Here is a 22,209-nt window from a genome sequence, read left to right as displayed (position 1 = left end):
GCCGTGTCCGGCAGTAGCAGAAAGTGAGTCCGATCCCGTGTCCGCAGTCTCCGACCGCCTTCCGACCTTTCCCTGGGACAAGCTGGAGCCGTACAAGAAGACGGCCGCCGCACACGCGGAGGGCATCGTCGACCTGTCGGTCGGCACGCCGGTCGACCCGGTACCCGAGCTGATCCAGAAGGCCCTGATCGACGCGGCGGACTCGCCGGGGTATCCGACGGTCTGGGGCACCCCCGCACTGCGGGAGGCGATCACGGGCTGGGTGGAGCGCCGTCTGGGGGCCCGCGAGGTCACCCACCGGCACGTCCTGCCCATCGTCGGCTCGAAGGAACTGGTCGCCTGGCTCCCCACCCAGCTGGGTCTCGGCCCCGGCGACAAGGTGGCGTACCCGCGGCTCGCCTACCCGACGTACGAGGTGGGTGCCCGCCTGGCCCGCGCCGACTACGAGGTCTACGACGACCCGACCGAGCTGGACCCCGCGGGTCTGAAGCTGCTCTGGCTGAACTCGCCGTCCAACCCCACCGGCAAGGTGCTGTCGAAGGCGGAGCTGACGCGGATCGTGGCGTGGGCCCGCTCGCACGGCGTCCTGCTCTTCTCCGACGAGTGCTACCTGGAGCTGGGCTGGGAGGCCGACCCGGTCTCGGTCCTGCACCCGGACGTGAACGGCGGCTCTCTCGAGGGCATCGTCGCGGTCCACTCCCTGTCGAAGCGCTCGAACCTGGCGGGCTACCGTGCCGCCTTCCTGGCCGGCGACCCGGCCGTCCTGGCACCGCTGCTGGAGATCCGCAAGCACGGCGGCATGATGACGTCGGCGCCGACCCAGGCGGCGGTGATCGCGGCCCTCGGCGACGACGAGCACGTCCGCGTCCAGCGCGACCGCTACGCGGCCCGCCGCGCGGCCCTGCGCGAGGCCCTGGAGTCCCACGGCTTCCGCATCGAGCACAGCGAGGCCAGCCTCTACCTCTGGGCCACGAGGGACGAGTCCTGCTGGACGACGGTCGCCCACCTGGCGGAGCTGGGCATCCTGGTGGCCCCCGGCGACTTCTACGGCGAGGCGGGCGCCCAGCATGTGCGCGTGGCCTTCACCGCGACCGACGAGCGGGTCAGGGCAGCGGTACAGCGCCTGAGGTAGCTCGGTCGACTCGTCCGCGGGAGGGCACAGCAAAGCCGACGGGGCCCAGGGAACTCTCCCTGAACCCCGTCGGCGGTCCGAGCGGGCCGAGGCCGGCCGTCAGGCGAGGGGAAGCGCCTGCACCGGCAGGGTCCCGGTGGTCGGCACGCCGCCCTTCGTGGCCGCCCCGGCCGCGTCACCGAGCACGGACCCGACCGACCCGGCCACACCGCCCGCGGTCTCCTGCGCCGCGGGGGTCGCCTTCTTCGTGACCTTGCTGCCGGCCTTGGCCGCCGTCGGCACGGCCTTCTTCGCGGCCTTGCCGCCGGTCTTGGTCACCTTGCCACTGGCCTTCTGCGCGGTCGGCAGCGCCTTGTCGACGGCCGTGTCGACGGCGCCACCCGCGATCCCGGTGGCGTTCTGCGTCGCGCCGTCGACCACGCTCGCGCCGTCCAGGGCGGTCAGTCCGGCCTTCGAGGCGTCGGGCAGTTCGGGGGCCGCGCTGGCGGAGCCGGCCGCACCGACCCCGGCAGCCGCTCCCGCAGCGACGATCAGCGCGGCACGGGCGATCCGGCGGGACAGGGGGAGGGACATGATGCTCCTTCGACGGGTATGTCGGATGAGAACGATGAAGTGTCCGACCACGCCCGGCAGTTGACCGACTGGGTGTTGATCTCCGGGCTCGGACGCAGTGACTACCGCTCGAAGCCCTCGAAGGTTGCGGCGGCGCAACGTAAAGAGTTGGCAATGCGTCGCATAATCGCCTGCGGATAAAAACGGTCAAAACGCTTCCCGCCGGAAAGCCTGCCGGATCCTTGCAGCCCTTTGTTCTCAAGGGATTTGGCGGATCGGACGGTGACCCCGCGAAAACCTGCCCGCCGCCCCGTCGGCCAACACCTCCGGTACCTCCGGAGGGTGAGCCCCCGAACGGCTGGGCGTGCTAGCGACTTGTCGCGATATGGACCGATTTCGGGCCGCTGTCCGGGCCCGAGGCACCCGACGTCGCGGTCGCGCGCCACTGGCTGTCGGTGTTCCCGGCGATCCACTCCCGACCCGCGTACGACACCCGCTTGATGTGCAGCTCGGAGGCGTTGGCCACGGCCCAGTGGGCCAGTTGCCACCCACGCTCGTCGACAGCGCGCCCCGCACGGGAGCCCGGGTCCTGCGGCACGGGCAGCACGACGGTCCGCCCGTCGCGCTCGGACACCGCGGGCGTCGGCACCGGCGTGGTCCTGCGGGCGCTCACCTCGGCGCCGACCGGCTGCAGGGCGTCGCGGCCGAAGTCCCGTACCAGCGCGGCCCGCACGGCGTCCGGGCCCGCGGTCCGCGTGGCACCGGGACGTCCCTCGCAGGTCAGCGTCGCGGCCGAACGCCCCGTGAGCGCGGCGGCGAGCAGTGTCGCGTCCGGCTCGTGCTTGGCGTACGCCTCCGGGAAGCCGCTGCGCTGGACGCGCTGGGCGGCGACGGTGAGCGGCAGCCGCGTGTAGTCGCGGACCTTGACCAGGTGCTCGTAGAAGATGCCGGCCGAGTAGATCGGGTCCATGATCTGCCGCTCGGTGCCCCAGCCCTGCGAGGGGCGCTGCTGGAACAGGCCCAGCGAGTCGCGGTCGCCGTGGCTGATGTTGCGCAGCGCCGACTCCTGCAGGGCGGTGGCGAGCGCGATCGTCACCGCCCGCTCGGGCAGCCCACGTCCGGTGCCGACGGCGGCGATGGTCGCGGCGTTGACCGCCTGCTCCGGCGTGAACTCGTACCGCGCTCCGTCGCCCTTGCCCGAGACGACCTCGCAGCCCGGTGTTCCGGTGCCTCCTGTGACGTACTGCACCGCGAGATACCCCGCGACGGCGAGCAGGACCAGGAAGGACGCCCCTCGACGCAGGAGGCGGCCACGGCGCTTGGAAGAAGGGGACGGCTCTCGCACGCGTACAAGGTAGCCGAGGTTACTGAGGGGTATGGGGCCGGTGCGAAAAGTAGGGGGAAGGCAGCTCGCGTTAGGGTCGGCACCATGGCCGACACCTCCCTTGACCTCACGCTCGACGCCGCGAGGCTCACCGCCCGGCTCGTCGACTTCCCCTCCGTCAGCGGCACGGAGAAGCCCCTCGCGGACGCCATCGAGACCGCCCTGCTCGCCCTGCCGCACCTGACGGTCGAGCGGTTCGGCAACAACGTCGTGGCGCGCACGAACCTCGGCCGGCCGGAGCGCGTCATCCTCGCCGGCCACATCGACACCGTGCCGATCGCGGACAACGTCCCGTCCAGGCTGGACGACGACGGCGTCCTGTGGGGCTGCGGCACCTGCGACATGAAGTCGGGCGTCGCCGTCCAGCTCCGGATCGCGGCGACCGTCCCGGCCCCGAACCGCGACCTGACCTTCGTCTTCTACGACAACGAGGAGGTGACCGCGGAACTCAACGGCCTCAAGCACGTCGCCGAGAACCGCCCGGAGTGGCTGGAGGGCGACTTCGCGGTGCTCCTCGAACCGTCGGACGGCGAGGTGGAGGGCGGCTGCCAGGGCACGCTCAGGGTGCTCCTCAAGACCAGGGGAGAGCGCGCCCACTCCGCGCGCGGCTGGATGGGCTCGAACGCGATCCACGCGGCGTCGCCGATCCTGGCCCGCCTGGCCTCGTACGAACCGCGCTACCCGGTCATCGACGGCCTGGAGTACCGCGAGGGCCTGAACGCGGTCGGGATCTCGGGCGGGGTGGCGGGCAACGTCATCCCCGACGAGTGCGTGGTGACCGTCAACTTCCGCTACGCGCCCGACCGTACGGAGGAGGAGGCCGTCGCGCACGTCCGCGAGGTCTTCGCCGACTGCGGGGTCGAGGAGTTCGTGGTGGACGACCACAGCGGCGGCGCGCTGCCGGGTCTGTCCCACCCGGCGGCCGCGGCGTTCATGAAGGCGGTCGGCGGCACCCCCCGCCCCAAGTACGGCTGGACCGACGTCTCCCGCTTCTCCTCCCTCGGCATCCCGGCGGTCAACTACGGCCCCGGGAACCCGCACCTGGCGCACAAGCGTGACGAACGGGTCGAGACGGCGAAGATCCTCGCGGGGGAGGAGCGGTTGCGGGCCTGGCTCACGGCGTAGCGGGCGCCTCGCGGGCGCGGCGCCCACGGCGGACATGCTCACGTCCCCCGTCCGTAACCCGCGTGGATCTACGCTGAGGTGGAACGACCTGGCACACGGAGGGAGCGCACATGGCTACCGGTAACCCCCAGGGGAAACAGCAGCCACCCGACGAGCAGCGGCTGGGCCCGGTCCTGCGCAGGCGAAGCCAGGTGCAGGCCGGCACCACGGACCAGCGGCTGCTGGACGAGCGCGCCCCCACGGACTGGGTCCACACGGACCCCTGGCGAGTCCTGCGCATCCAGTCGGAGTTCATCGAGGGCTTCGGCACCCTCGCCGAACTCCCGCCCGCGATCAGCGTGTTCGGCTCGGCCCGGACACCGGCCGACTCGCCCGAGTACGACGCGGGAGTCCGCCTCGGCAGAGGACTCGTCAAGGCGGGCTTCGCGGTGATCACCGGTGGTGGGCCCGGTGCCATGGAGGCGGCGAACAAGGGTGCGTGCGAGGCCGGTGGCATCTCCGTCGGCCTCGGCATCGAGCTGCCCTTCGAGCAGGGGCTCAACCCCTACGTCGACATCGGCCTGAACTTCCGGTACTTCTTCGTCCGCAAGATGATGTTCGTCAAGTACGCCCAGGGCTTCGTGGTCCTCCCCGGCGGCCTCGGCACCCTCGACGAACTCTTCGAGGCCCTGACGCTGGTCCAGACCCAGAAGGTCACCCGCTTCCCGATCGTGCTGTTCGGCAGCGAGTACTGGGGCGGCCTCATCGACTGGCTGACGAACACACTGGTGGCCCAGGGCAAGGCGGCGGAGAAGGACCTCCTGCTGTTCCACGTCACGGACGACGTGGAGGAGGCGGTGGCCCTGGTGTCGAAGGAAGCGGGGCGCTGAAGCGGTAGCGCCGGACGAGCCGACCCGCTCGGCCCGTCCGGCGTTCGACAGCGTCCCGGCCGGGTTCTCGGACGGTGCGGTGAGCGTGCGTACCGGGCGCCGCCCCACAGGCGCCGCGGTCGCGACGGGCCCTCAGGCAAGCCCGCGACGCGCCACCGCGGGCGGCCGGTGCCCCGCGATGGACGCCACCATGTCCAGCACCTGCCGCGTCTCCGCCACCTCGTGCACCCGGTACACCTGCGCCCCCAGCCACGCCGACACCGCGGTCGTGGCCAGCGTCCCGAGCACCCGCTCCTTCACCGGCCTGTCCAGCGTCTCCCCGACGAAGTCCTTGTTGGACAGGGACACCAGCACCGGCCACCCCGTCTCCACCATCTCCCCGAGCCGCCGGGTCGCCTCAAGGCTGTGCCGGGTGTTCTTCCCGAAGTCGTGCCCGGGATCGATCATGATCGACTCCCGCGGCACCCCGAGCGCCGCCGCCCGCTCGGCCAGTCCCACCGTCACCCGCAGGATGTCGGCCATGACGTCGTCGTACGTCACCCGATGCGGCCGGGTCCGGGGCTCCGCGCCCCCCGCGTGCGTGCACACCAGGCCCACCCCGTACCGCGCGGCGACCTCCGCCAGCCCCGGGTCCACCCCGCCCCACGCGTCGTTCAGCACGTCCGCCCCCGCCTCGCACACCGCGGCGCCCACCTCGGCCCGCCAGGTGTCCACGCTGATCACGACGTCCGGGAAACGCCGCCGCACCTCGGCCACGAACCCGACCGTCCGCCGTGCCTCCTCCTCGGCGGTCACCTCTTCCCCGGGCCCGGCCTTGACCCCGCCGATGTCGATGATGGCCGCGCCGTCGGCGACCGCCTGCTCCACCCGCATGAGCGCCGGCTCGTCGCGGAACGTCGCCCCCTGGTCGTAGAAGGAGTCCGGGGTCCGGTTCACGATCGCCATGATCACCGGCTCGTGCGCGCCGAACACGCGCCTGCCCAGCCTGAGCATCCCCTGCGACCTCTTCCTGCGCGTCCGATGGGTGTCCTGGCCTTTCAGCCGCCTGCGACCCTAACGCTCACGGTCGCATGGCACGATCGGACACTGACACACTCGACCGCTCGCATACACCGACCGTGGGGGCCACAGCGATGGTTATGTTCTTGTTCCTGGTCGTCGCGCTCGCCGTCGTGGTCACCGCGGTGACCCTCGCCGTGGTGGGCGGCGGCGAGGGCGACGGCCCGCTGCCCGAGGCCCCGCCCGAGCGGCTGCAGGACCTGCTGCCGCCGGACCGCCCGGTCGGCCGGGCCGACGTCGAGAGCCTCCGCTTCCCGCTCGCCGCCCGCGGCTACCGCATGGCCGACGTGGACGACGCCCTCAGCCGCCTCGGCGCCGAGCTCGCCGAGCGCGACGCCCGTATCGCCGACCTGGAGTCCGCACTGGCGGGGGTGCAGACATCGACCGGTCGGGTGTCGATGGAGAAGCCGACGCAGGAGGACCAGCAGTGAGCGACGGCTCGGCTCTCGCCGGCCCGGACGGTGCCCTGCGCTGCCCGTGGGCCCTGTCCACCCCGGACTACGTGACGTATCACGACGAGGAGTGGGGCCGCCCGGTGCACGGCGACGACGCCCTCTTCGAACGGCTCAGCCTGGAGGCCTTCCAGTCCGGCCTGTCCTGGATCACGATCCTGCGCCGCCGGGAGGGCTTCCGCGCGGCCTTCGCGGGCTTCGAGATCGCCAAGGTGGCGGCCTTCACGGACACCGACAGGGACCGCCTCCTCATCGACGCGGGCATCATCCGCAACCGGGCCAAGATCGACGCGACCCTCGCCAACGCCCGGGCGCTGGCCGACTGGGCCCCGGGCGAGCTGGACGAACTGATCTGGTCCCACGCCCCCGACCCCGCCGCCCGACCGGCGCCGAAGACCCTGGCGGACGTCCCCGCGATCACCGCGGAGTCCACGGCCCTGTCCAAGGCCCTGAAGAAGCGGGGCCTGCGATTCGTGGGCCCGACGACGGCGTACGCCCTGATGCAGGCGTGCGGCCTGGTCGACGACCACCTGCAGACATGCGTGGCCAGGAGCGCCCCGCGGAAGGTCGGGTCAGCCGTTTGACCGGCCCGCGGGTCGAGTCTCCGGGAAGTGGGCTCGGCTTCTAGGACAGCACCTGGCCTAGAGGCCGCCTAGCGTCGGTACGAGCAGCACGACGCACTCAGGAGGCAGCGGATGACCGTGAAACCGATCCCGGACGGCTACCACACCGTCACGCCGTGGATCATCTCCCGCGACACGGCCGGGCTCATCGACTACCTGAAGGAGGCGTTCGACGCGGAGGAGATCGCCCGGGTCGTCGGGGACGACGGCCGGATCGGGCACGCGGAGGTACGGATCGGCGACTCGATCGTCATGCCGTTCGACGCGCCGCCCCACTGGCCGCCGACACCCGCCTTCCTGCGCCTCTACGTCGAGGACGCCGACGCCGCGCACCGCAGGGCCGTCGAGGCCGGTGGTACGTCCGTGACCGAGGTGACCCACCTCTTCTTCGGCGACCGGATCGGGCGGGTACGCGATCCGCTGGGCAACCTGTGGTGGCTCCAGACGCGGGTGGAGGACGTCGGTCCGGAGGAGATGGAACGCCGTCTGGGCGACCCGAAATGGGCCGAGGCGATGGCGTACGTGCAGGGTGCCGACTTCTTCCCGGGGGCCTCCGGCTCCGGGGGATGACCCGTCCAGGGACGCGGGTCCGTGTCGGTCGGGAGCACCCACCGCCGGGCGCGATCAGCCCCCCTCACGCAGCACCCGCGCCCCCGACGGGGCGACACGGTCGCTCCGGCGCTACCGCCCCGGACTCATCGGCCCAGGTACTTGGGCTTCTCCTTGTTCACGAAGGCCTGTACGGCGATCGCGTGGTCCTCCGAGGACCCGGCCCGTGTCTGGAGCTCGTCCTCCTTCTCCAGGGTCTCCTCCAGCGAGTGCGACAGCCCGAACGCCACCGCCTCCTTGATCGCCCCGTACGCCACCGTCGGCCCCTCGGCGAGCGCCCGCGCCACCTTCTCCGCCTCGGCCCGCAACTCGGCGGCCGGCACGAGCCGGTTCGCGATCCCCAGCTCGTACGCCTCCTGCGCCTTGAGGTTCCGCGGGAAGAGCAGCAGATCGGCGGCGCGGCCCGGCCCGACGACCCGCGGCAGCGTCCACGAGATACCGGAGTCGGCGGTCAGCGCCACCCCCGCGAACGAGGTGTTGAAGGCGGCCGTGTCGGCCACCACCCGGTAGTCCGCCGCCAGCGCGAACCCGAAGCCCGCCCCCGCCGCGACCCCGTTCACCCCGGCCACCACGGGCTTCCGCATCCCGGCCAGCGCCCGCACGATCGGGTTGTAGTGCTCCCGCACCGTGCTCATGGTCTGACCCGAGCCGGTCTCGCGGTCCGCCGCCAGCAGCCCGATGTGCTCCTTCAGGTCCTGCCCCACACAGAACGCCCGCTCTCCGGCGGCCGTGAGCAGCACGGCGCGTACGGCGTCGTCGCCCGCGGCGGCCTGGACCGCGTCACGCAGGGCGACCTTGGTCGCGATGTTCAGCGCGTTCATCGCCTCGGGGCGGTTCAGCGTGATCGTCGCGAGTCCGTCGCTCACCTCGTAGAGCACGGTGTCGGCCATGGCGTATCCCCTCCGGTGTCGCGGCTCGGGCGTACTCGTCGGTACGCGCTCGTCTGAGGACAGCATGGCGGAGATCACGGAGGACGGCCCGGACCGGAGGTGTGACCTGCGTCAAAGAATTGGTGTCCGGTTCCGTTCGGCCGAAGTGTGCGGGGTGGCGCAGTATCGCAGTCCGATCGCCGAATTGAGTGGTTTTGCTCGCGTGCGTTGCCCAAGCGATGCCTACTGATGTTGGTCATCGGGTCCTGAGATGCGGGATAATGGCTGGGAAGCAATGTGTTCGATGCCGGTGTCGCGTGTCTCAGCCTGACGCGCGTGCCCTCCATGGGGCCGTCGGCTTTGACGATGAGCTGGTTTCAGGAAGGGGAACGAGCATGGCGGCCATGAAGCCGCGGACGGGCGATGGCCCGCTCGAGGTGACCAAGGAGGGGCGGGGCATCGTCATGCGCGTTCCGCTCGAAGGCGGCGGTCGGCTCGTCGTCGAGCTGACCCCGGACGAGGCCGACGCGCTCGGCGACGCCCTCAAGAAGGTCGTCGGCTGACGCGGCAGCGACCCTACCTCTTCGGCGACCCCGGCACCGCTCACGGTGCCGGGGTCGCTGCTTTCGCGGTACGTCCCCGGCGTGCGGTCCGCCGTATGATCACCGCTTGACCGCGCACAGCAGCCCGTCCCCGACCGGCAGCAGCGACGGCACCAGCTCCTGGCTCTCGCGCACCGCCCGCAGCAGCTCGCGGATGCGTATGACCTCGGTGGGCTGAGGGCCCGAGTCGACCGTGCGTCCGTTGGCGAAGACGCCTTCGAAGACGACGAGTCCACCCGGCCTCAGCAGGCGCAACGATTCAGCGAGATAGTCGAGGAACTCCAGCCGGTCACCGTCGCAGAAGACGAGGTCGTAACCGGCGTCGGCGAGGCGGGGCAGCACGTCGAGGGCGCGGCCCGGGATGAAGCGGGCGCGGTTGCTGGCGAAACCGCAGGCGCGGAAGGCCTGACGGGCGAACTGCTGGTGCTCGGGCTCGGGGTCGACCGTGGTCAGCACGCCGTCGGGGCGCATTCCGTGCAGGAGGTGGATGCCGGAGACACCGGTGCCGGTACCGATCTCCGCCACCGCCTTCGCGTCCACCGAGGCGGCCAGCAAACGCAGCGCGGCGCCCGTGCCGGGCGACACCGAGCGCAGTCCCGCTTCACGGGCCCGGTCCCGGGCCCAGCGCAGGACGTCGTCCTCGGCGACGTAGGCGTCGGCGAACGCCCAGTCCGTCTGCCGGTTGCCGGTAATGACCCTCTCCTGTCCCCGTGGTTGCCTGGGCGTGACTGTATCCGTTGCGGCCGGGAACCCGCAGATGGGACCGCGCGTTTAGAAGGGTGGGAAGACGAGCGGGGGGACACAGTTGGATCACGATGACGAGCCGGGCCGCGAGCAAGTGCTGACGCAGGCGCACCAGCCGTGTCAGCCCAGATCAAATTCTCGTAAAACCGCTTATCCGGAGCTAACGGGCGAGGTGGCTATGGTAGGGGCTCCACTGGACACCACCAGAGCCGACAGGGGAGGTGCGGCTGCGCCTGTGGATCGGGGAGGAGTGCTGCGGCGCTTTCTCGGATCGGCGGGCAGGCCGAAATCCGTGAACGACACTGCTGACCACAGCCACGCCGGCGACTACGCCCAGACCGCGACCTTCTCCACCGACGCGGACGGGCAGGCGTGGACTCCGCCCACCTGGGAGGAGATCGTCAGCACGCACAGCGGCCGGGTCTACCGACTGGCGTACCGCCTCACCGGCAACCAGCACGACGCGGAGGACCTGACGCAGGAGGTCTTCGTCCGCGTCTTCCGCTCCCTGTCGACGTACACGCCGGGCACCTTCGAGGGCTGGCTGCACCGCATCACCACGAACCTCTTCCTGGACATGGTCCGCCGCAAGCAGCGCATCCGGTTCGACGCGCTGGGCGAGGACGCGGCCGAGCGGCTGCCCAGCAAGGAGCCCACGCCCCAGCAGGTCTTCAACGACGCGCACTTCGACGCGGACGTCCAGCAGGCCCTCGACACCCTCGCGCCCGAGTTCCGCGCGGCGGTCGTCCTGTGCGACATCGAGGGCCTGTCCTACGAGGAGATCGCCGCGACCCTCGGCGTCAAGCTCGGCACGGTCCGCTCCCGCATCCACCGCGGGCGCTCGCAGCTGCGCAAGGCCCTCGCCCACCGCTCGCCGGAGGCGCGCGCCGAACGCCGCTCGTTCGTGCCGCGGGTGGCAGCGCTGGGGGGAGGGGGCGCGACCGCGTGAACGACTCCCGACCCACCCCCACGGAACGGCTTCTGGCCGAGCAGCACCTCGGCGACCGACTCTCCGCCCTCGTCGACGGAGAGCTCGGTCATGAGTCGCGCGAGCGCGTCCTGGCCCACCTGGCGACCTGCGCCAGGTGCAAGGCCGAGGCCGATGCCCAGCGCCGACTGAAGAACGTCTTCGCCGAGGCGGCCCCGCCGCCTCCCTCCGAGAGTTTCCTGGCCCGTCTTCAGGGCCTGCCCGCAGGAGGTGACCTGGACGGCGGCGGCTCGCCGCTGGGCGGGGGAGGGTTCGGCGGACTGTCCGGACGGTCCGGCTCGACCGGGGCGTTCGCAGTGAAACGCAGCGACCGGTTCGAGTTCGGGTACGTCCCTTCGCGTCCGCACGGCCCGGCGCTTCCCGCCGCCGACCGCGGGTTCCGCACCCACCCCGTGGGCCGCGACGCCGATCGTTCCTCCTCCCGGATGCGGTTCGCCTTCGTCGCCGCGGGAGCGGTGTCACTGGCCGCGATCGCGCTGGGCGGCGTCACGACGAGCGTGCCGACCGACACGGAGGCGCGTGGCGGCTCGGGCGGCAGCAAGGTGACGCCGGCGCGGACGCAGGGCACCGGCGCGGCGCCGGCGCCCGAGAGCCAGCGCCGACGCGGATCCGGTCCGCTGCTCGCGCAGGGGCAGGGCGAGCGGACGCTCGACACCCCGAGGACACCCACCGAGGTGTCCGCTCCGCTGCTGCCCGGGATGCCGGCCCAGTCGGCCGACCATGAGATGCACGCGCTCACCGCGCCCGTGGTGGCCGGCGCGGCCGCCATGTCCCCGCTGATACGTCCGCTCAGCGCCAACCCACCGCTCTCCCTGACCGCATGGTCGGCGGCGACCGAGGTCAACGCGACTCCCGACCCGCTCGCCGCCTACGTCCCTGAGACGACGTCATCCTCTTCCGCCTCCCCCGCGACCGGTCGCTGACCAGCCTCTGCGCAGCGGCCCACGAACCTGATTGAATCCGGGGTGGGCCGCGCCCGGGTCGATGCCGGGGCGCGGAGTCGAGGAGACGCGGCTGCCGTCGACGCCGCGTGCCGGATGGGGGAGGTTGCACGAGGTCGCCCGGTTCCCTGAGGGAACGTGCGGCAACAGCGCAGGGTCGAGTAGGCATTCGGGCGCCGGGGTGTTCCCGGTGGTGGCCGGCCGGGGAACCAGGGTGGGAAGTCGGCGGACCGGAGCCCTCGCCGCGGAGCGAGGGCCCGATCGGCTGCGGCTGCCCGCCGCGCTCCGGGCCGTGTCCGTTCGGACCCGGCGGCGGGTGCAGCGTCCTGCTCGAACAACGGTCAGCAGCGAGTAGGAAGCAGAACATGAACGAGGGGAAGCCCACGAAGCCGAAGTGGTGGAACCGGCCCCGGCCCCAGGGGTCCTCGGCTGAGGCGGAGGGCGAGGCGCCGACTCCGGTCGCCGACGGACACACGGTGCCCGCGGGCCGCGACGAGCAAAGCCCCGGCACCGGCCCGGACGGTGACTTCGAACTGGCCCGTCCCACCACGCGCCCACCCGACGACCCGGCTTCGCGGGAGGGCGACTTCGAGCTGGCCCGGCCCGCCGCGCGGAGCGGCGACGGCGATACGGCCACGGGCGCGGATGACGTCGAGCCGCGTCAGCCGCAGACGGGCGGCAGCGGTGGCGGCGCGACGTCCGCCGACGGCGACTTCGAGTTGGCACGGCCCGATGAGACGGCCGAGGCCGCCCCCTCCACGGACACGGCTGCCGCCGAGCCCACCGACGCCCCCGCTCCTCCCGCCCCCGGCACCGAGCCCACAGCCACCCCCGCTCCTCCCGCCCCCGGCACCGAGCGCCCCAAACCGTTGCACGACCCCGACCCCTACAGCACCCCGCCCTACGGCGAGCCCGGCCCCTGGGCCCCCGCCCCGCCGGTCCAGCACCCGGCGACGACGCCCGCGCACGGGACGGCCGCGCCCGTCCCGCGGCCACCGGCGCTCAACCACGGCGTGCCGACGCCCGCCCCGACCCCGCCCGCCGCCACCCTCGATGCGCAGGCCACGCCCGCGCCGCCGACAGCCCCGGCCCCGGCAGCCGGCGTACTCGCTCCGGCGCCCACCCCGCACCCGGCCCCGAGCGCTGCCGCGCAGGCACCCGCCCCCATGATCCCGACCCAGCCGTCGGCCCAGCCCACACCCCCGGTCGCTCCCGCGGCCCCCGCCCCCGACGCCCCGCCCCCCGCGAACCCCTGGCAGAACTACGACCCCTGGGCCGCCTCGGCCAACCCCACCGCCCCCCTCCAGCAGACCGGTGCCGCGGTCGCCACGCAGGAACAGCGGCGGGGGCGGGCGAAGCGGGTGCTGGTCGTCGGCGCGTTGCTGATCGCGCTCGTCTCCGGGGGCGTCGGCGGTGTCGTGGGCGCCTACCTGGAGCGCAACGGCGGTGTGGGGGACGTGGAGCTGCCCCAGGCCGCCGCGGAGCCCGCCGGGCGGGCTGCGGACAGTGTCGCCGGGATCGCCGCGCGGGCCCTGCCCAGCGTCGTGACGCTGCATGTCAGCGGACGGGAGGAGCAGGGCACCGGCACCGGGTTCGTACTCGACGACCGCGGCCACATCCTCACCAACAATCACGTCGTCGAACCCGCCGGGGAAGACGGTGAGATAACGGTGACCTTCCACAGCGGGGACACCGCCGAGGCCACCGTCGTCGGACGGGACAGCGGCTACGACCTCGCCGTCGTCAAGGTCACCGGCGTCAGCGGCCTGGAGCCGCTGCCGCTCGGCAACTCCGACAACGTCCAGGTCGGCGATCCGGTCGTCGCCATCGGCGCCCCGTTCGACCTGGCGGGCACCGTCACCTCCGGCATCATCAGCGCCAAGGAGCGGCCCATCACGGCCGGCGGTGAGGGCGGGGACGGCAGCGACGTGTCGTACGTGGACGCCCTGCAGACCGACGCGCCCATCAACCCCGGCAACTCCGGCGGCCCGCTCCTGGACGCCCGGGCCAGGGTCATCGGCATCAACTCCGCCATCCGGTCCGCCGACAGCGGCTCCGACCTGGACGGTGCGCGGTCCGGCTCCATCGGCCTCGGCTTCGCCATACCGGTCAACCAGGCCAAACGAGTCGCCGAAGAGCTGATCAACACCGGCCGGGCGACCCACCCGGTCATCGGCGTCACCCTCGACATGGACTACACCGGCGACGGCGCCCGCGTCGGCACCAAGGGCCGTGACGGCGGCCCCGCGGTCACTAAGGGCGGCCCCGGCGACAAGGCCGGCATCAGGCCGGGCGACGTCATCACCGAGGTGGACGGCCAGCGTGTCCATTCCGGCGAGGAACTCATCGTCAAGACACGCGCGCACCGCCCCGGCGACCGACTGGAGCTGACCCTGGAGCGGGGCGGCAAGGAGAAGACGATCTCCCTCACGCTGGGCTCGTCGAGCGGTGACTGAATCGAGCGGGGGCTGAGTCGAGCGGTGCCCCAGACACACACGAACATCACAGTGCACCGCGCACGAGACACCCGTACGGGCTCTGACAAGGCAAACAACCGGTTAAACCGCACGCATACCCGCATTCGGAGGCCTCGGGACAGTACCGGTCGTAGCGGATCGCCGGGTACCGTGGATCCGGCCCGGACCACGGAAGACCCGCAATGGACCGCCGAGGGCCGAGGACCGAGGACATCGCAAGGAGCTTCAGGTGTTCAATGACATAGGTGCGCTCGAGCTGGTGACGCTCATCGTCCTTGCCGTGCTCGTCTTCGGTCCGGACAAGCTCCCGAAGGTCATCCAGGACGTCACCCGGACGATCCGCAAGATCCGCGAGTTCTCGGAGAGCGCCAAGCAGGACATCCGGCAGGAACTGGGCCCGGAGTTCAAGGACTTCGAGTTCGAGGACCTCAACCCCAAGACGTTCATCCGCAAGCAGCTGGACAACGACGAACTGGGGCTCAAGGAGATCCGCAACGGCTTCGACCTGAAGAAGGAGATGGCCGAGGTCACCGACGCCGTGCACGGCCGTGAGCCGGACTCGTCCTCGGTCTCCTCCTCCTCGGGTGCCTCCGGTGGCGGACTCGACATGACGAAGAAGCCCGAGAGCCCGCGCGACGACCGCCCGCCCTTCGACGCGGACGCCACCTGAGCGGTACGGAACCGGGGCGGAACCACCGCTCCCGCGTGACGCTTCTCATACTCCGCCCGGGTCGCACACGGCCTGAACACGCCCCCTGCGCGCCCCACGCGCCGGGCGCTTTCCCTGCTGCTCGGAGCGGTGTGGTTATGCTGCCAAGTTGTTGTGCGGACCGTCCCTGAACAGGTAGCGCCGCCCGAAGGGGGGCGGGCCGGGCTGGTCCGGCTAGAACGAGGAGGCGTCCGGGCACATGGAGACGACGAGTCAGACGACGAGTCGGTCAGTCGCGCAGGCACCGGCCACGGAGAGCGGACAGCAGGTCCCCTCCGCCCGGCGCACGGTCGACGGCTACCTGCTGGCGCCTTTCCCGTGGTACGGCCTCGACGAGGCGTTCACGGGTCCGCGCTGGCTGATGCAGGTCGGCATGGCGGCCGACGGGGCCGTGGAACACGGTTCCATCGGGCACGGTGACGAGCCCTCCGTACGGAACGAGGGGACGGAGGACCGGGAGAAGTTCGCGGTGGTGGTCACCGTCGCGGCGAATCCGTCCCGGCGAAGCGCGGACGGTACGGGGCTGCTGGAGGCGACGTCGGTGTCGTCGGCGGCGTGGCTGGCGGGAGTGGGGCTGCTGTCCTTCACCTGGCCCGGCCAGATGGACCACTCGCTGCGGGACGACTGGCTGGACCAGCAGACGGAGACGGCGTGGGCCCTGGCCGACGACCTCGACGGGCCGGACTGGTCGACGCTGTCCCTGCCGGTGGACGGCGTGCCCACGCCCTTCCACTACCGGGAGTCCGAGTTCGGCTGGGTGCTCGCCGGGTCCACGCAGGCGGGGGTGCATGTGGGCGCGTACGGCAGGGGGATGAGCGCGTACGGGCTCGGCTTCGCCGTGATCAAGGACATCTCGGCGTACGCCTAGGGTCTGTCGTCCCCGTGCGAAGGCGGGGTCGCGTCGACGGGGCTCGTTCGGTGGAACGGGCCCCGTCGACGTACGCGAATCAGAACTTGTTGCGCGGAGTGATGCCCAGCGACATGCCGGACAGGCCCCGCTGCCGGCCGCCCAGCTTGCCCGCGATCGCCCGCAGCGCCGAGCCCGCCGGGGAGTCCGGGTCGGTCAGGACCACCGGCTTGCCCTCGTCGCCGCCCTCGCGCAGGCGGACGTCGATGGGGATGCTGCCGAGGACCGGGACGTTCGTGCCGGTCGTGCGGGTCAGGCCGTCGGCGACGACCTGGCCGCCGCCCGTGCCGAAGACGTCGACCATCTCGCCGCAGTGCGGGCAGGGCAGGCCGGACATGTTCTCGACCACGCCGACGATCTTCTGGTGGGTCTGGACGGCGATGGACCCGGCGCGCTCGGCGACCTCGGCCGCCGCCTGCTGCGGGGTCGTGACGACCAGGATCTCGGCGTTCGGGACCAGCTGGGCCACGGAGATCGCGATGTCGCCGGTGCCGGGCGGCAGGTCGAGGAGCAGGACGTCCAGGTCGCCCCAGTACACGTCCGCGAGGAACTGCTGGAGCGCACGGTGGAGCATCGGGCCGCGCCAGACCACCGGGGCGTTGCCCGGGGTGAACATGCCGATGGAGATGACCTTCACGCCGTTCGCCGACGGCGGCATGATCATGTTCTCGACCTGGGTCGGACGGCCGTCGGCGCCCAGCATGCGCGGCACGCTGTGGCCGTAGATGTCTGCGTCGACGACGCCCACCTTCAGACCGTCGGCCGCCATCGCGGCCGCCAGGTTGACCGTGACGGAGGACTTGCCGACACCGCCCTTGCCGGAGGCCACCGCGTACACCCGGGTCAGGCTGCCGGGCTTGGCGAAGGGGACCTCACGCTCGGCCTGGCCGCCGCGCAGGGCGTTCGCCAGCTCCTTGCGCTGCTCGTCGCTCATCACGTCGAGTGTGACGTCGACGCGGGTGACGCCCTCGACCGCGGAGACGGCGTCCGTCACCCGCTGGGTGATCGTCTCGCGCATCGGGCAGCCGGAGACGGTCAGGTACACGGTGACCGCGACCGCACCGTCCGCACCGATCTGAACCGACTTGACCATCCCCAGCTCGGTGATGGGGCGGTTGATCTCGGGATCGTTCACCGTCGCCAGTGCCTCGCGCACCGCGTCTTCCGTAGCCATAAGGACGATGGTACGGCCCGGTAGCCATGCCCCGGAAAGCCTGTCAGCGGTCGTCTACGTCACGTCCGCGTGGCCGTTCCGCCGGGAATACACCGTGCTCCCGGTGACCGTTCCCGCGATGGCCGTCCTGCCGCTCCTCCAGCTCCTTCACCAGGTCCTGGAGTTCCGAGCGGATCCAGTCGCGGGTGGCGACCTCGCCCAGGCCGATGCGCAGCGCGGCGATCTCGCGGGTCAGGTACTCGGTGTCGGCGATGGAGCGCTCGTTCTGCTTGCGGTCCTGCTCCAGGTTGACCCGGTCGCGGTCGTCCTGCCGGTTCTGCGCGAGCAGGATCAGCGGGGCGGCGTACGAGGCCTGCAGGGACAGCGCCAGGGTCAGGAAGATGAACGGGTACTCGTCGAACCGCAGGTCGCCGGGCGCGGCGATGTTCCACAGCACCCACACGATGATCACGACCGTCATCCAGACGAGGAACCGTCCGGTGCCGATGAAGCGGGCGATCCGCTCCGACAGCCGCCCGAAGGCCTCCGGGTCCCATTCGGGCAGGATCCGGCGGCGCGGCGGGCGGGGCTGGTCCAGGCGCGGGCGGGGGCTGCGGCCGGCCGCGGTCGCACCGGACGCCGTGCGCTCGCGCGTGCCGTCACGGTCAGGAGCCATGGGCCGTCACCCCCTCGCCCGTGTCCTCGGCCAGATGGAACTCCGTCTCCCGCCAGTCGTCGGGCAGCATGTGGTCCAGTACGTCGTCCACGGTCACCGCGCCCAGCAGCGACCCCGAGTCGTCGACGACGGGCGCCGCGACCATGTCGTACGTCGCGAAGAACCCGGCGACCACCGGCAGCGCGGCGTCCGGCTCCAGGGCTTCGAGCGCCTCGTCGAGGAGCGCGCTGACCAGGGTGTACGGAGGGTCCCGCAGCAGGCGCTGGAAGTGCACCGTGCCGAGGTACTTGCCGGTCGGGGTCTCGTCGGGCGGACGGCAGACATAGACCTGGGCGGCGAGAGCGGGGGACAGGTCGGGGTTGCGGATGCGGGCGAGGGCGTCGGCGACGGTGGCGTCGGGGCGCAGGATGATCGGCTCCGTCGTCATCAGACCGCCGGCCGTGTGCTCCTCGTACGCCATCAGACGGCGCATGTCGGCCGCGTCCGCGGGCTGCATCAGGTTCAGCAGCCGCTCCTGCTCGTCCACGGGCAGCTCGCCCAGCAGGTCGGCCGCGTCGTCCGGGTCCATGGCCTCCAGGACATCGGCGGCGCGCTCCTCCTTCAGCTTGCCGAGGATCTCGATCTGGTCGTCCTCAGGGAGCTCTTCGAGGACGTCGGCGAGCCGGTCGTCGTCGAGGGCCGCGGCGACCTCCGCGCGGCGCTTGGGGGAGAGGTGGTGCAGGACGTTGGCGAGGTCGGCGGGGCGCAGCTGCTCGAAGGTGGCGAGCAGGTTCTCGGCGCCCTGCCCCTGCTCCTCCGCGGAGAAGCCGGTGACCGCGGACCACTCGACGGTCAGCGACTCGCCCTTGGCGCGCCGGAAGGCGCCGCTCCTGCCGCCCTTGCGTACGAACACCTTGTCGATCTCCCAGTCCCGCCGGGCCGGCAGCTGGCCCACGGACAGGTCGAGGACGGTGACCTCCTCGCCGGTCTCGACGAGGGTGACGCGCCGGTCCAGCAGCTCGCCGAAGACGAGGCGCTCGGTGGGGCGCTGCTCGAAGCGGCGGACGTTGAGCACACCGGTGGTGATGACCTGGCCGGACTCGATGCTGGTCACGCGGGTCATGGGGAGGAAGATGCGGCGTCGGGTGGAGAGTTCGACGACCAGGCCGAGCAGGCGCGGGGGACGTCGCCCGACGCGCAGCATGACGACCAGATCGCGCACGCGGCCCACCTGGTCGCCGTTCGGGTCGAACGCGGCGACGCCGGCGAGGTGCGAGACGAAGATCCGGGGGGCGCCGGCTGCCATGGCTGCGGCTCCTTTTCGTGCGGGTGCGCCGTGTTGGCGGTTGCTGTTCTCTTGCTGTTTCTCTGGGTGTTCGCTGACTGCGCCGCCTATCCGAATTGCCCGCTCAGGTGGGCTTCAGGCTAGCCCGTCCGGATCCGATACGCCCTGGTGAGCGGTCCGGACGGACTGGCTCCGCCGTGGGCCCGAGGGGCCGGTACGCTGCGGTACGCCGCTCCCGTCACTCGACAGAAAGGCAGCCCCGCCTGTGACTGCGATCGCGCAGGGTCGTGCCCGCCGGGCCGCGCTGGTGAGCGCCGTGTGCGCTCTGGTGGTGTCGGGAACGGCACTGACGGGATGCAGCGAGGACCCCGACGAGGGCACCAACGGGGTCGGCAAGCTGTCGGCCGCCGAGATCCAGCGCAAGACCCGTGAGGCCGCCGACTCCGCCGAGGCGGTGCGGCTCTCCGGGAACGTGGTCACCAGCGGACGCACATACACACTCGACATGCGCTTGAAGTCCGGCGGCGCGACAGGGTCGGTCACCGCGCAGGGATCGACGTTCCAGCTGCTCAGGATCGGTGAGCAGCTGTATCTGAAGGCCGACGACGGCTTCTGGAGCGACGCGGGCGACGACGGCAAGGCGGATGCGGCGGCCGTGGACAAGCTGGGCGGCAAGTACGTGAAGGTGCCGCAGGGCGATCCGTCGTACAAGAAGTTCAGTGGCTTCACGGACAAGGGCGTCCTCCTCGACGGCCTGTTGACCCTGCACGGCACCCTGGCCAAGGACGGGTACCACGAGCGGGCGGGTACCCGCATCATCCGTGTCACGGGCGACGCCGGCTCCGGCGGCACCCTCGACGTCTCCCTGAAGGGCACCCCGTACCCCCTCCGGCTGACCCGGGCGGGCGGTGCGGGCACGCTGACCTTCTCCGCCTGGGGCAAGGACTTCCCGCTGGAGGAGCCGGCCAAGGACGACACCGTCGACTACGGCAAGCAGCTGCCGACGTCGTAAGGGGAGCGGGGCCGCCGGACTGCCCTGCCGCTCCGCCCGGCTCCGCTCGCCCGCCTACTTCCGCCTGCGTCGCTTCAGCAGCAACCGCGGCACCGCAGCCGGAACGGGCTCCCGGGTCGTCGCCGGTGTGGGCAGCGGGGCCTCGGACAGCGACCCCTCCGGCAGCGGCGCCAGCGCACCCGTCGGCTCCAGACGCAGCACCCGGCATTCGCGTGCCCAGCGCTGGGGCATCGCCTCACCGTCAGGCGCGTTCAGGCGCTTGCCCTTGAGCTCGGCGACGGTGGCCTCCCACGGCTCCGAACCCGCCGCGAGCTCCACGATCCTCGCCGACCACGACACCAGCCGGCCGCCCTTGTCCTTGCTGCGGACCGTCACCTCGGCCTCGACGCCGTCGGCCAGCCCGGGAAGCGGCTGCTCACCGGGGCCGTCACCCACGACACACGCGGCACCCTCGTGCCACACGTGCCACAGCGCCCGTGCCGGGACATCGGGTCCCTTGACCCAGATCAGCCCGGACTTCTTCGTGGCCTCCTCGACGAGGGCCTGGTCGAGCAGCTCGCTTGTCATGGCCCCAAGCCTAACCAGCGGGGTCCGGCCCGCTCAGAGCCAGCCGTTCCGCTTCAGCGTGCGGTGGATGCCCAGACAGATGGCGACCGTGACGCTCATGATCACCGGGTAGCCGTACTTCCAGTGCGTCTCCGGCATGTAGTCGAAGTTCATGCCGTACACCCCGCAGACCATCGTCGGTACGGCGATGATCGCGGCCCACGAGGTGATCTTCCGCATGTCCTCGTTCTGCGCGACGGACGCCTGCGCGAGGTTGGCCTGGAGGATCGAGTTGAGGAGCTCGTCGAAACCGATGACCTGCTCGTGCACCCGCGCGACGTGGTCGGCGACATCCCGGAAGTACTTCTGGATGTCCGGGTCGATCAGCCGCATCGGCCGCTCGCTGAGCAGCTGCATGGGACGCAGCAGCGGCGACACCGCCCGCTTGAACTCCAGTACCTCACGCTTGAGTTGGTAGATCCGCCCGGCGTCCGTACCGCGCGGCGTCCCCTTGCGCCCCGGTGAGAAGACCTCGGTCTCCACCTCGTCGATGTCGTCCTGCACGGCGTCGGCCACCGCGATGTACCCGTCCACGACATGGTCGGCGATCGCGTGCAGCACGGCCGACGGACCCTTGGCGAGCAGCTCCGGGTCGTCCTGGAGCCGGTGCCGCAGGGCCCGCAGCGAGCCCTGCCCGCCGTGCCGGACGGTGATGAAGAAGTCCCGGCCGGTGAAGCACATGACCTCGCCGGACTCGACGACCTCGCTGGTGGCGGTGAGTTCGTCGTGCTCGACGTAGTGGATGGTCTTGAAGACGGTGAACAGGGAGTCGTCGTAGCGCTCCAGCTTCGGGCGCTGGTGGGCCTGCACCGCGTCCTCGACGGCCAGTGGGTGCAGCCCGAACTCGCTCGCGATACCGGAGAACTCGGCCTCGGTCGGCTCGTGGAGCCCGATCCACACGAAGCCACCGTCCCGCCGCACCAGGCGCATCGCCTCATGGGGGGTCAGCGGCTTGTCGGTCTGCAGTCGGCGGCCGTCCCGGTAGACGGCACAGTCGACGACGGCGGAGGGGGTCGCGGGGTCGCGGGTGGTGTCGTACGCGCCGTTGTCCTTGCGCAGCGAGACGCGGGACGGGCGGACCACGGCACGCAGGTCGCGGATCATCGACATGAGCAGGCTCCTTCGCAACGGGCAACGAAGCGGGGGAGGGCCGCAGCACGGGTGGAACTGCCCGGAATGGGGACGTCCTGACCTCAGGATGTTTGGCACGTCCACAAAGCGGGGAGCACCGCACCGTCGCGGTGGTGGCTTCGTTGCTGGTTCAGATCAGACCGATCAGGCAAAGCGAAACGAAGTGCTCTTCCGTGGAAGGACGCAAGCGTGAAAGGACGGCGGTCAGCCGGGGCGGAACAGCCGAATCAGCTACATCAGTGGCGGGAAGAGCGAGTGGTACTGCACGGTCGACTTCGATCCATGACAGCCCCACCTCCTCCGGCCGGTCCCTCGTAAGGGACGT

Annotated in this window: 23 protein-coding genes; 13 read left to right on the top strand and 10 right to left on the bottom strand. The window is 71.6% G+C overall.

Features of this window, described 5'->3' with window-relative positions:
* The first annotated feature begins 37 nt into the window (after positions 1 to 37).
* Positions 38 to 1,132: a bifunctional succinyldiaminopimelate transaminase/glutamate-prephenate aminotransferase gene (locus ACFYNL_RS14795; RefSeq protein ID WP_388802140.1), complete on the top strand. Its 1,095-nt coding sequence runs from the start codon at positions 38 to 40 to the stop codon at positions 1,130 to 1,132.
* A gap of 99 nt (positions 1,133 to 1,231) precedes the next feature.
* On the opposite strand, the gene ACFYNL_RS14790 is transcribed toward ACFYNL_RS14795, so the two are convergent.
* Both ACFYNL_RS14790 and ACFYNL_RS14785 read right to left on the bottom strand, forming a co-directional pair.
* On the bottom strand, positions 1,232 to 1,705 hold the full coding sequence (locus ACFYNL_RS14790; protein ID WP_388802137.1) for an ATP-binding protein: 474 nt from the start codon (positions 1,703 to 1,705) through the stop codon (positions 1,232 to 1,234).
* Positions 1,706 to 2,051: 346 nt separating this feature from the next.
* Positions 2,052 to 3,029, bottom strand: a complete 978-nt coding sequence (locus ACFYNL_RS14785) for a heavy metal transporter (RefSeq protein WP_388802134.1) — start codon at positions 3,027 to 3,029, stop codon at positions 2,052 to 2,054.
* Between the two features lie 84 nt (positions 3,030 to 3,113).
* On the opposite strand from ACFYNL_RS14785, the gene dapE reads away from it, so the two are divergent.
* Together dapE and ACFYNL_RS14775 are read left to right on the top strand one after the other, a co-directional pair.
* Entirely contained in the window at positions 3,114 to 4,193 is a 1,080-nt protein-coding gene (dapE, locus tag ACFYNL_RS14780) for a succinyl-diaminopimelate desuccinylase (RefSeq protein WP_388802132.1), read from the top strand.
* Positions 4,194 to 4,303: 110 nt separating this feature from the next.
* Positions 4,304 to 5,062, top strand: a complete 759-nt coding sequence (locus ACFYNL_RS14775; RefSeq protein ID WP_388802130.1) for a TIGR00730 family Rossman fold protein — start codon at positions 4,304 to 4,306, stop codon at positions 5,060 to 5,062.
* Between the two features lie 132 nt (positions 5,063 to 5,194).
* Here the strand turns inward: ACFYNL_RS14775 and folP are convergent, their stop codons facing one another.
* Complete coding sequence (gene folP, locus ACFYNL_RS14770) at positions 5,195 to 6,055, bottom strand: dihydropteroate synthase (RefSeq protein WP_388802127.1); 861 nt, start codon at positions 6,053 to 6,055, stop codon at positions 5,195 to 5,197.
* 140 nt (positions 6,056 to 6,195) lie between these two features.
* Between folP and ACFYNL_RS14765 the strand changes: the two genes are divergently transcribed.
* The 3 genes from ACFYNL_RS14765 to ACFYNL_RS14755 all read left to right on the top strand — a co-directional run bounded on the left by ACFYNL_RS14765 (position 6,196) and on the right by ACFYNL_RS14755 (position 7,766).
* Complete coding sequence (locus tag ACFYNL_RS14765) at positions 6,196 to 6,552, top strand: DivIVA domain-containing protein (RefSeq protein WP_388802125.1); 357 nt, start codon at positions 6,196 to 6,198, stop codon at positions 6,550 to 6,552.
* Positions 6,549 to 7,157, top strand: a complete 609-nt coding sequence (locus ACFYNL_RS14760; protein ID WP_388802122.1) for a DNA-3-methyladenine glycosylase I — start codon at positions 6,549 to 6,551, stop codon at positions 7,155 to 7,157. The genes ACFYNL_RS14765 and ACFYNL_RS14760 overlap by 4 nt, the downstream gene beginning before the upstream one ends.
* A 111-nt stretch (positions 7,158 to 7,268) precedes the next feature.
* Positions 7,269 to 7,766, top strand: coding sequence for a VOC family protein (locus tag ACFYNL_RS14755; RefSeq protein WP_388802119.1), 498 nt, complete (start codon positions 7,269 to 7,271; stop codon positions 7,764 to 7,766).
* Between the two features lie 125 nt (positions 7,767 to 7,891).
* On the opposite strand, the gene ACFYNL_RS14750 is transcribed toward ACFYNL_RS14755, so the two are convergent.
* On the bottom strand, positions 7,892 to 8,695 hold the full coding sequence (locus ACFYNL_RS14750) for an enoyl-CoA hydratase/isomerase family protein (protein ID WP_388802117.1): 804 nt from the start codon (positions 8,693 to 8,695) through the stop codon (positions 7,892 to 7,894).
* Between the two features lie 374 nt (positions 8,696 to 9,069).
* Here ACFYNL_RS14750 and ACFYNL_RS14745 point away from each other — a divergent pair, with 374 nt between their 5' ends.
* Positions 9,070 to 9,237 (top strand): DUF3117 domain-containing protein, encoded by a 168-nt coding sequence (locus ACFYNL_RS14745; protein ID WP_003966491.1) that lies wholly within the window; start codon positions 9,070 to 9,072, stop codon positions 9,235 to 9,237.
* 99 nt (positions 9,238 to 9,336) lie between these two features.
* Here ACFYNL_RS14745 and ACFYNL_RS14740 read toward each other — a convergent pair whose 3' ends face one another.
* Positions 9,337 to 9,969 carry an O-methyltransferase gene (locus ACFYNL_RS14740; protein ID WP_388802729.1) on the bottom strand — a complete coding sequence of 211 codons (633 nt, stop codon included), beginning with the start codon at positions 9,967 to 9,969 and terminating at the stop codon, positions 9,337 to 9,339.
* Positions 9,970 to 10,270: 301 nt separating this feature from the next.
* Between ACFYNL_RS14740 and sigE the strand changes: the two genes are divergently transcribed.
* The 5 genes from sigE to ACFYNL_RS14715 all read left to right on the top strand — a co-directional run bounded on the left by sigE (position 10,271) and on the right by ACFYNL_RS14715 (position 16,003).
* The gene (gene sigE / locus ACFYNL_RS14735) at positions 10,271 to 10,969 is read left to right on the top strand and encodes an RNA polymerase sigma factor SigE (protein ID WP_037642843.1); all 699 of its coding nucleotides are present in this window, start codon (positions 10,271 to 10,273) and stop codon (positions 10,967 to 10,969) included.
* On the top strand, positions 10,966 to 11,931 hold the full coding sequence (locus ACFYNL_RS14730; RefSeq protein WP_388802114.1) for an anti-sigma factor family protein: 966 nt from the start codon (positions 10,966 to 10,968) through the stop codon (positions 11,929 to 11,931). The genes sigE and ACFYNL_RS14730 overlap by 4 nt, the downstream gene beginning before the upstream one ends.
* Positions 11,932 to 12,314: 383 nt before the next feature.
* Complete coding sequence (locus tag ACFYNL_RS14725; RefSeq protein ID WP_388802112.1) at positions 12,315 to 14,405, top strand: trypsin-like peptidase domain-containing protein; 2,091 nt, start codon at positions 12,315 to 12,317, stop codon at positions 14,403 to 14,405.
* 250 nt (positions 14,406 to 14,655) lie between these two features.
* Positions 14,656 to 15,096, top strand: coding sequence for a sec-independent translocase (locus tag ACFYNL_RS14720; protein WP_388802108.1), 441 nt, complete (start codon positions 14,656 to 14,658; stop codon positions 15,094 to 15,096).
* 238 nt (positions 15,097 to 15,334) lie between these two features.
* Positions 15,335 to 16,003: a hypothetical protein gene (locus tag ACFYNL_RS14715; protein WP_388802106.1), complete on the top strand. Its 669-nt coding sequence runs from the start codon at positions 15,335 to 15,337 to the stop codon at positions 16,001 to 16,003.
* A gap of 79 nt (positions 16,004 to 16,082) precedes the next feature.
* On the opposite strand, the gene ACFYNL_RS14710 is transcribed toward ACFYNL_RS14715, so the two are convergent.
* The 3 genes from ACFYNL_RS14710 to ACFYNL_RS14700 are packed head-to-tail and all read right to left on the bottom strand — an operon-like array spanning position 16,083 to position 19,156.
* A complete protein-coding gene (locus ACFYNL_RS14710) occupies positions 16,083 to 17,216 on the bottom strand; it encodes an Mrp/NBP35 family ATP-binding protein (protein WP_388802104.1) in 1,134 nt (377 codons plus the stop codon).
* A 43-nt stretch (positions 17,217 to 17,259) separates the two neighbouring features.
* Positions 17,260 to 17,871 carry a DUF1003 domain-containing protein gene (locus tag ACFYNL_RS14705; protein ID WP_388802101.1) on the bottom strand — a complete coding sequence of 204 codons (612 nt, stop codon included), beginning with the start codon at positions 17,869 to 17,871 and terminating at the stop codon, positions 17,260 to 17,262.
* Positions 17,861 to 19,156 carry a magnesium transporter MgtE N-terminal domain-containing protein gene (locus ACFYNL_RS14700; protein WP_388802099.1) on the bottom strand — a complete coding sequence of 432 codons (1,296 nt, stop codon included), beginning with the start codon at positions 19,154 to 19,156 and terminating at the stop codon, positions 17,861 to 17,863. The genes ACFYNL_RS14705 and ACFYNL_RS14700 overlap by 11 nt, the downstream gene beginning before the upstream one ends.
* 244 nt (positions 19,157 to 19,400) lie before the next feature.
* Here ACFYNL_RS14700 and ACFYNL_RS14695 point away from each other — a divergent pair, with 244 nt between their 5' ends.
* Positions 19,401 to 20,147 (top strand): hypothetical protein, encoded by a 747-nt coding sequence (locus ACFYNL_RS14695; protein ID WP_388802096.1) that lies wholly within the window; start codon positions 19,401 to 19,403, stop codon positions 20,145 to 20,147.
* 54 nt (positions 20,148 to 20,201) lie between these two features.
* Here the strand turns inward: ACFYNL_RS14695 and ACFYNL_RS14690 are convergent, their stop codons facing one another.
* Together ACFYNL_RS14690 and ACFYNL_RS14685 are read right to left on the bottom strand one after the other, a co-directional pair.
* The gene (locus ACFYNL_RS14690) at positions 20,202 to 20,714 is read right to left on the bottom strand and encodes a hypothetical protein (protein ID WP_388802094.1); all 513 of its coding nucleotides are present in this window, start codon (positions 20,712 to 20,714) and stop codon (positions 20,202 to 20,204) included.
* A 33-nt stretch (positions 20,715 to 20,747) separates the two neighbouring features.
* Positions 20,748 to 21,863: a magnesium and cobalt transport protein CorA gene (locus ACFYNL_RS14685; protein ID WP_388802091.1), complete on the bottom strand. Its 1,116-nt coding sequence runs from the start codon at positions 21,861 to 21,863 to the stop codon at positions 20,748 to 20,750.
* Positions 21,864 to 22,209: the final 346 nt, after the last annotated feature.

Source organism: Streptomyces sp. NPDC007808 (assembly GCF_042868655.1).
GTDB lineage: Bacteria > Actinomycetota > Actinomycetes > Streptomycetales > Streptomycetaceae > Streptomyces.
The sequence above is the reverse complement of the archived record's forward strand: the minus strand, read 5'-3'. Positions and strand labels throughout refer to the sequence as shown.

What these genes read in the sequence shown, in the direction of transcription:
- ACFYNL_RS14790 (WP_388802137.1), bottom strand. Translation starts at nt 1,705, where the DNA reads ATGTCCCTCCCCCTGTCCCGCCGGATCGCCCGTGCCGCGCTGATCGTC.
- dapE (WP_388802132.1), top strand. Translation starts at nt 3,114, where the DNA reads ATGGCCGACACCTCCCTTGACCTCACGCTCGACGCCGCGAGGCTCACC.
- ACFYNL_RS14775 (WP_388802130.1), top strand. Translation starts at nt 4,304, where the DNA reads ATGGCTACCGGTAACCCCCAGGGGAAACAGCAGCCACCCGACGAGCAG.
- folP (WP_388802127.1), bottom strand. Translation starts at nt 6,055, where the DNA reads ATGCTCAGGCTGGGCAGGCGCGTGTTCGGCGCGCACGAGCCGGTGATC.
- ACFYNL_RS14765 (WP_388802125.1), top strand. Translation starts at nt 6,196, where the DNA reads ATGGTTATGTTCTTGTTCCTGGTCGTCGCGCTCGCCGTCGTGGTCACC.
- ACFYNL_RS14755 (WP_388802119.1), top strand. Translation starts at nt 7,269, where the DNA reads ATGACCGTGAAACCGATCCCGGACGGCTACCACACCGTCACGCCGTGG.
- ACFYNL_RS14750 (WP_388802117.1), bottom strand. Translation starts at nt 8,695, where the DNA reads ATGGCCGACACCGTGCTCTACGAGGTGAGCGACGGACTCGCGACGATC.
- ACFYNL_RS14745 (WP_003966491.1), top strand. Translation starts at nt 9,070, where the DNA reads ATGGCGGCCATGAAGCCGCGGACGGGCGATGGCCCGCTCGAGGTGACC.
- ACFYNL_RS14725 (WP_388802112.1), top strand. Translation starts at nt 12,315, where the DNA reads ATGAACGAGGGGAAGCCCACGAAGCCGAAGTGGTGGAACCGGCCCCGG.
- ACFYNL_RS14715 (WP_388802106.1), top strand. Translation starts at nt 15,335, where the DNA reads ATGGAGACGACGAGTCAGACGACGAGTCGGTCAGTCGCGCAGGCACCG.
- ACFYNL_RS14710 (WP_388802104.1), bottom strand. Translation starts at nt 17,216, where the DNA reads ATGGCTACGGAAGACGCGGTGCGCGAGGCACTGGCGACGGTGAACGAT.
- ACFYNL_RS14705 (WP_388802101.1), bottom strand. Translation starts at nt 17,871, where the DNA reads ATGGCTCCTGACCGTGACGGCACGCGCGAGCGCACGGCGTCCGGTGCG.
- ACFYNL_RS14700 (WP_388802099.1), bottom strand. Translation starts at nt 19,156, where the DNA reads ATGGCAGCCGGCGCCCCCCGGATCTTCGTCTCGCACCTCGCCGGCGTC.
- ACFYNL_RS14690 (WP_388802094.1), bottom strand. Translation starts at nt 20,714, where the DNA reads ATGACAAGCGAGCTGCTCGACCAGGCCCTCGTCGAGGAGGCCACGAAG.
- ACFYNL_RS14685 (WP_388802091.1), bottom strand. Translation starts at nt 21,863, where the DNA reads ATGTCGATGATCCGCGACCTGCGTGCCGTGGTCCGCCCGTCCCGCGTC.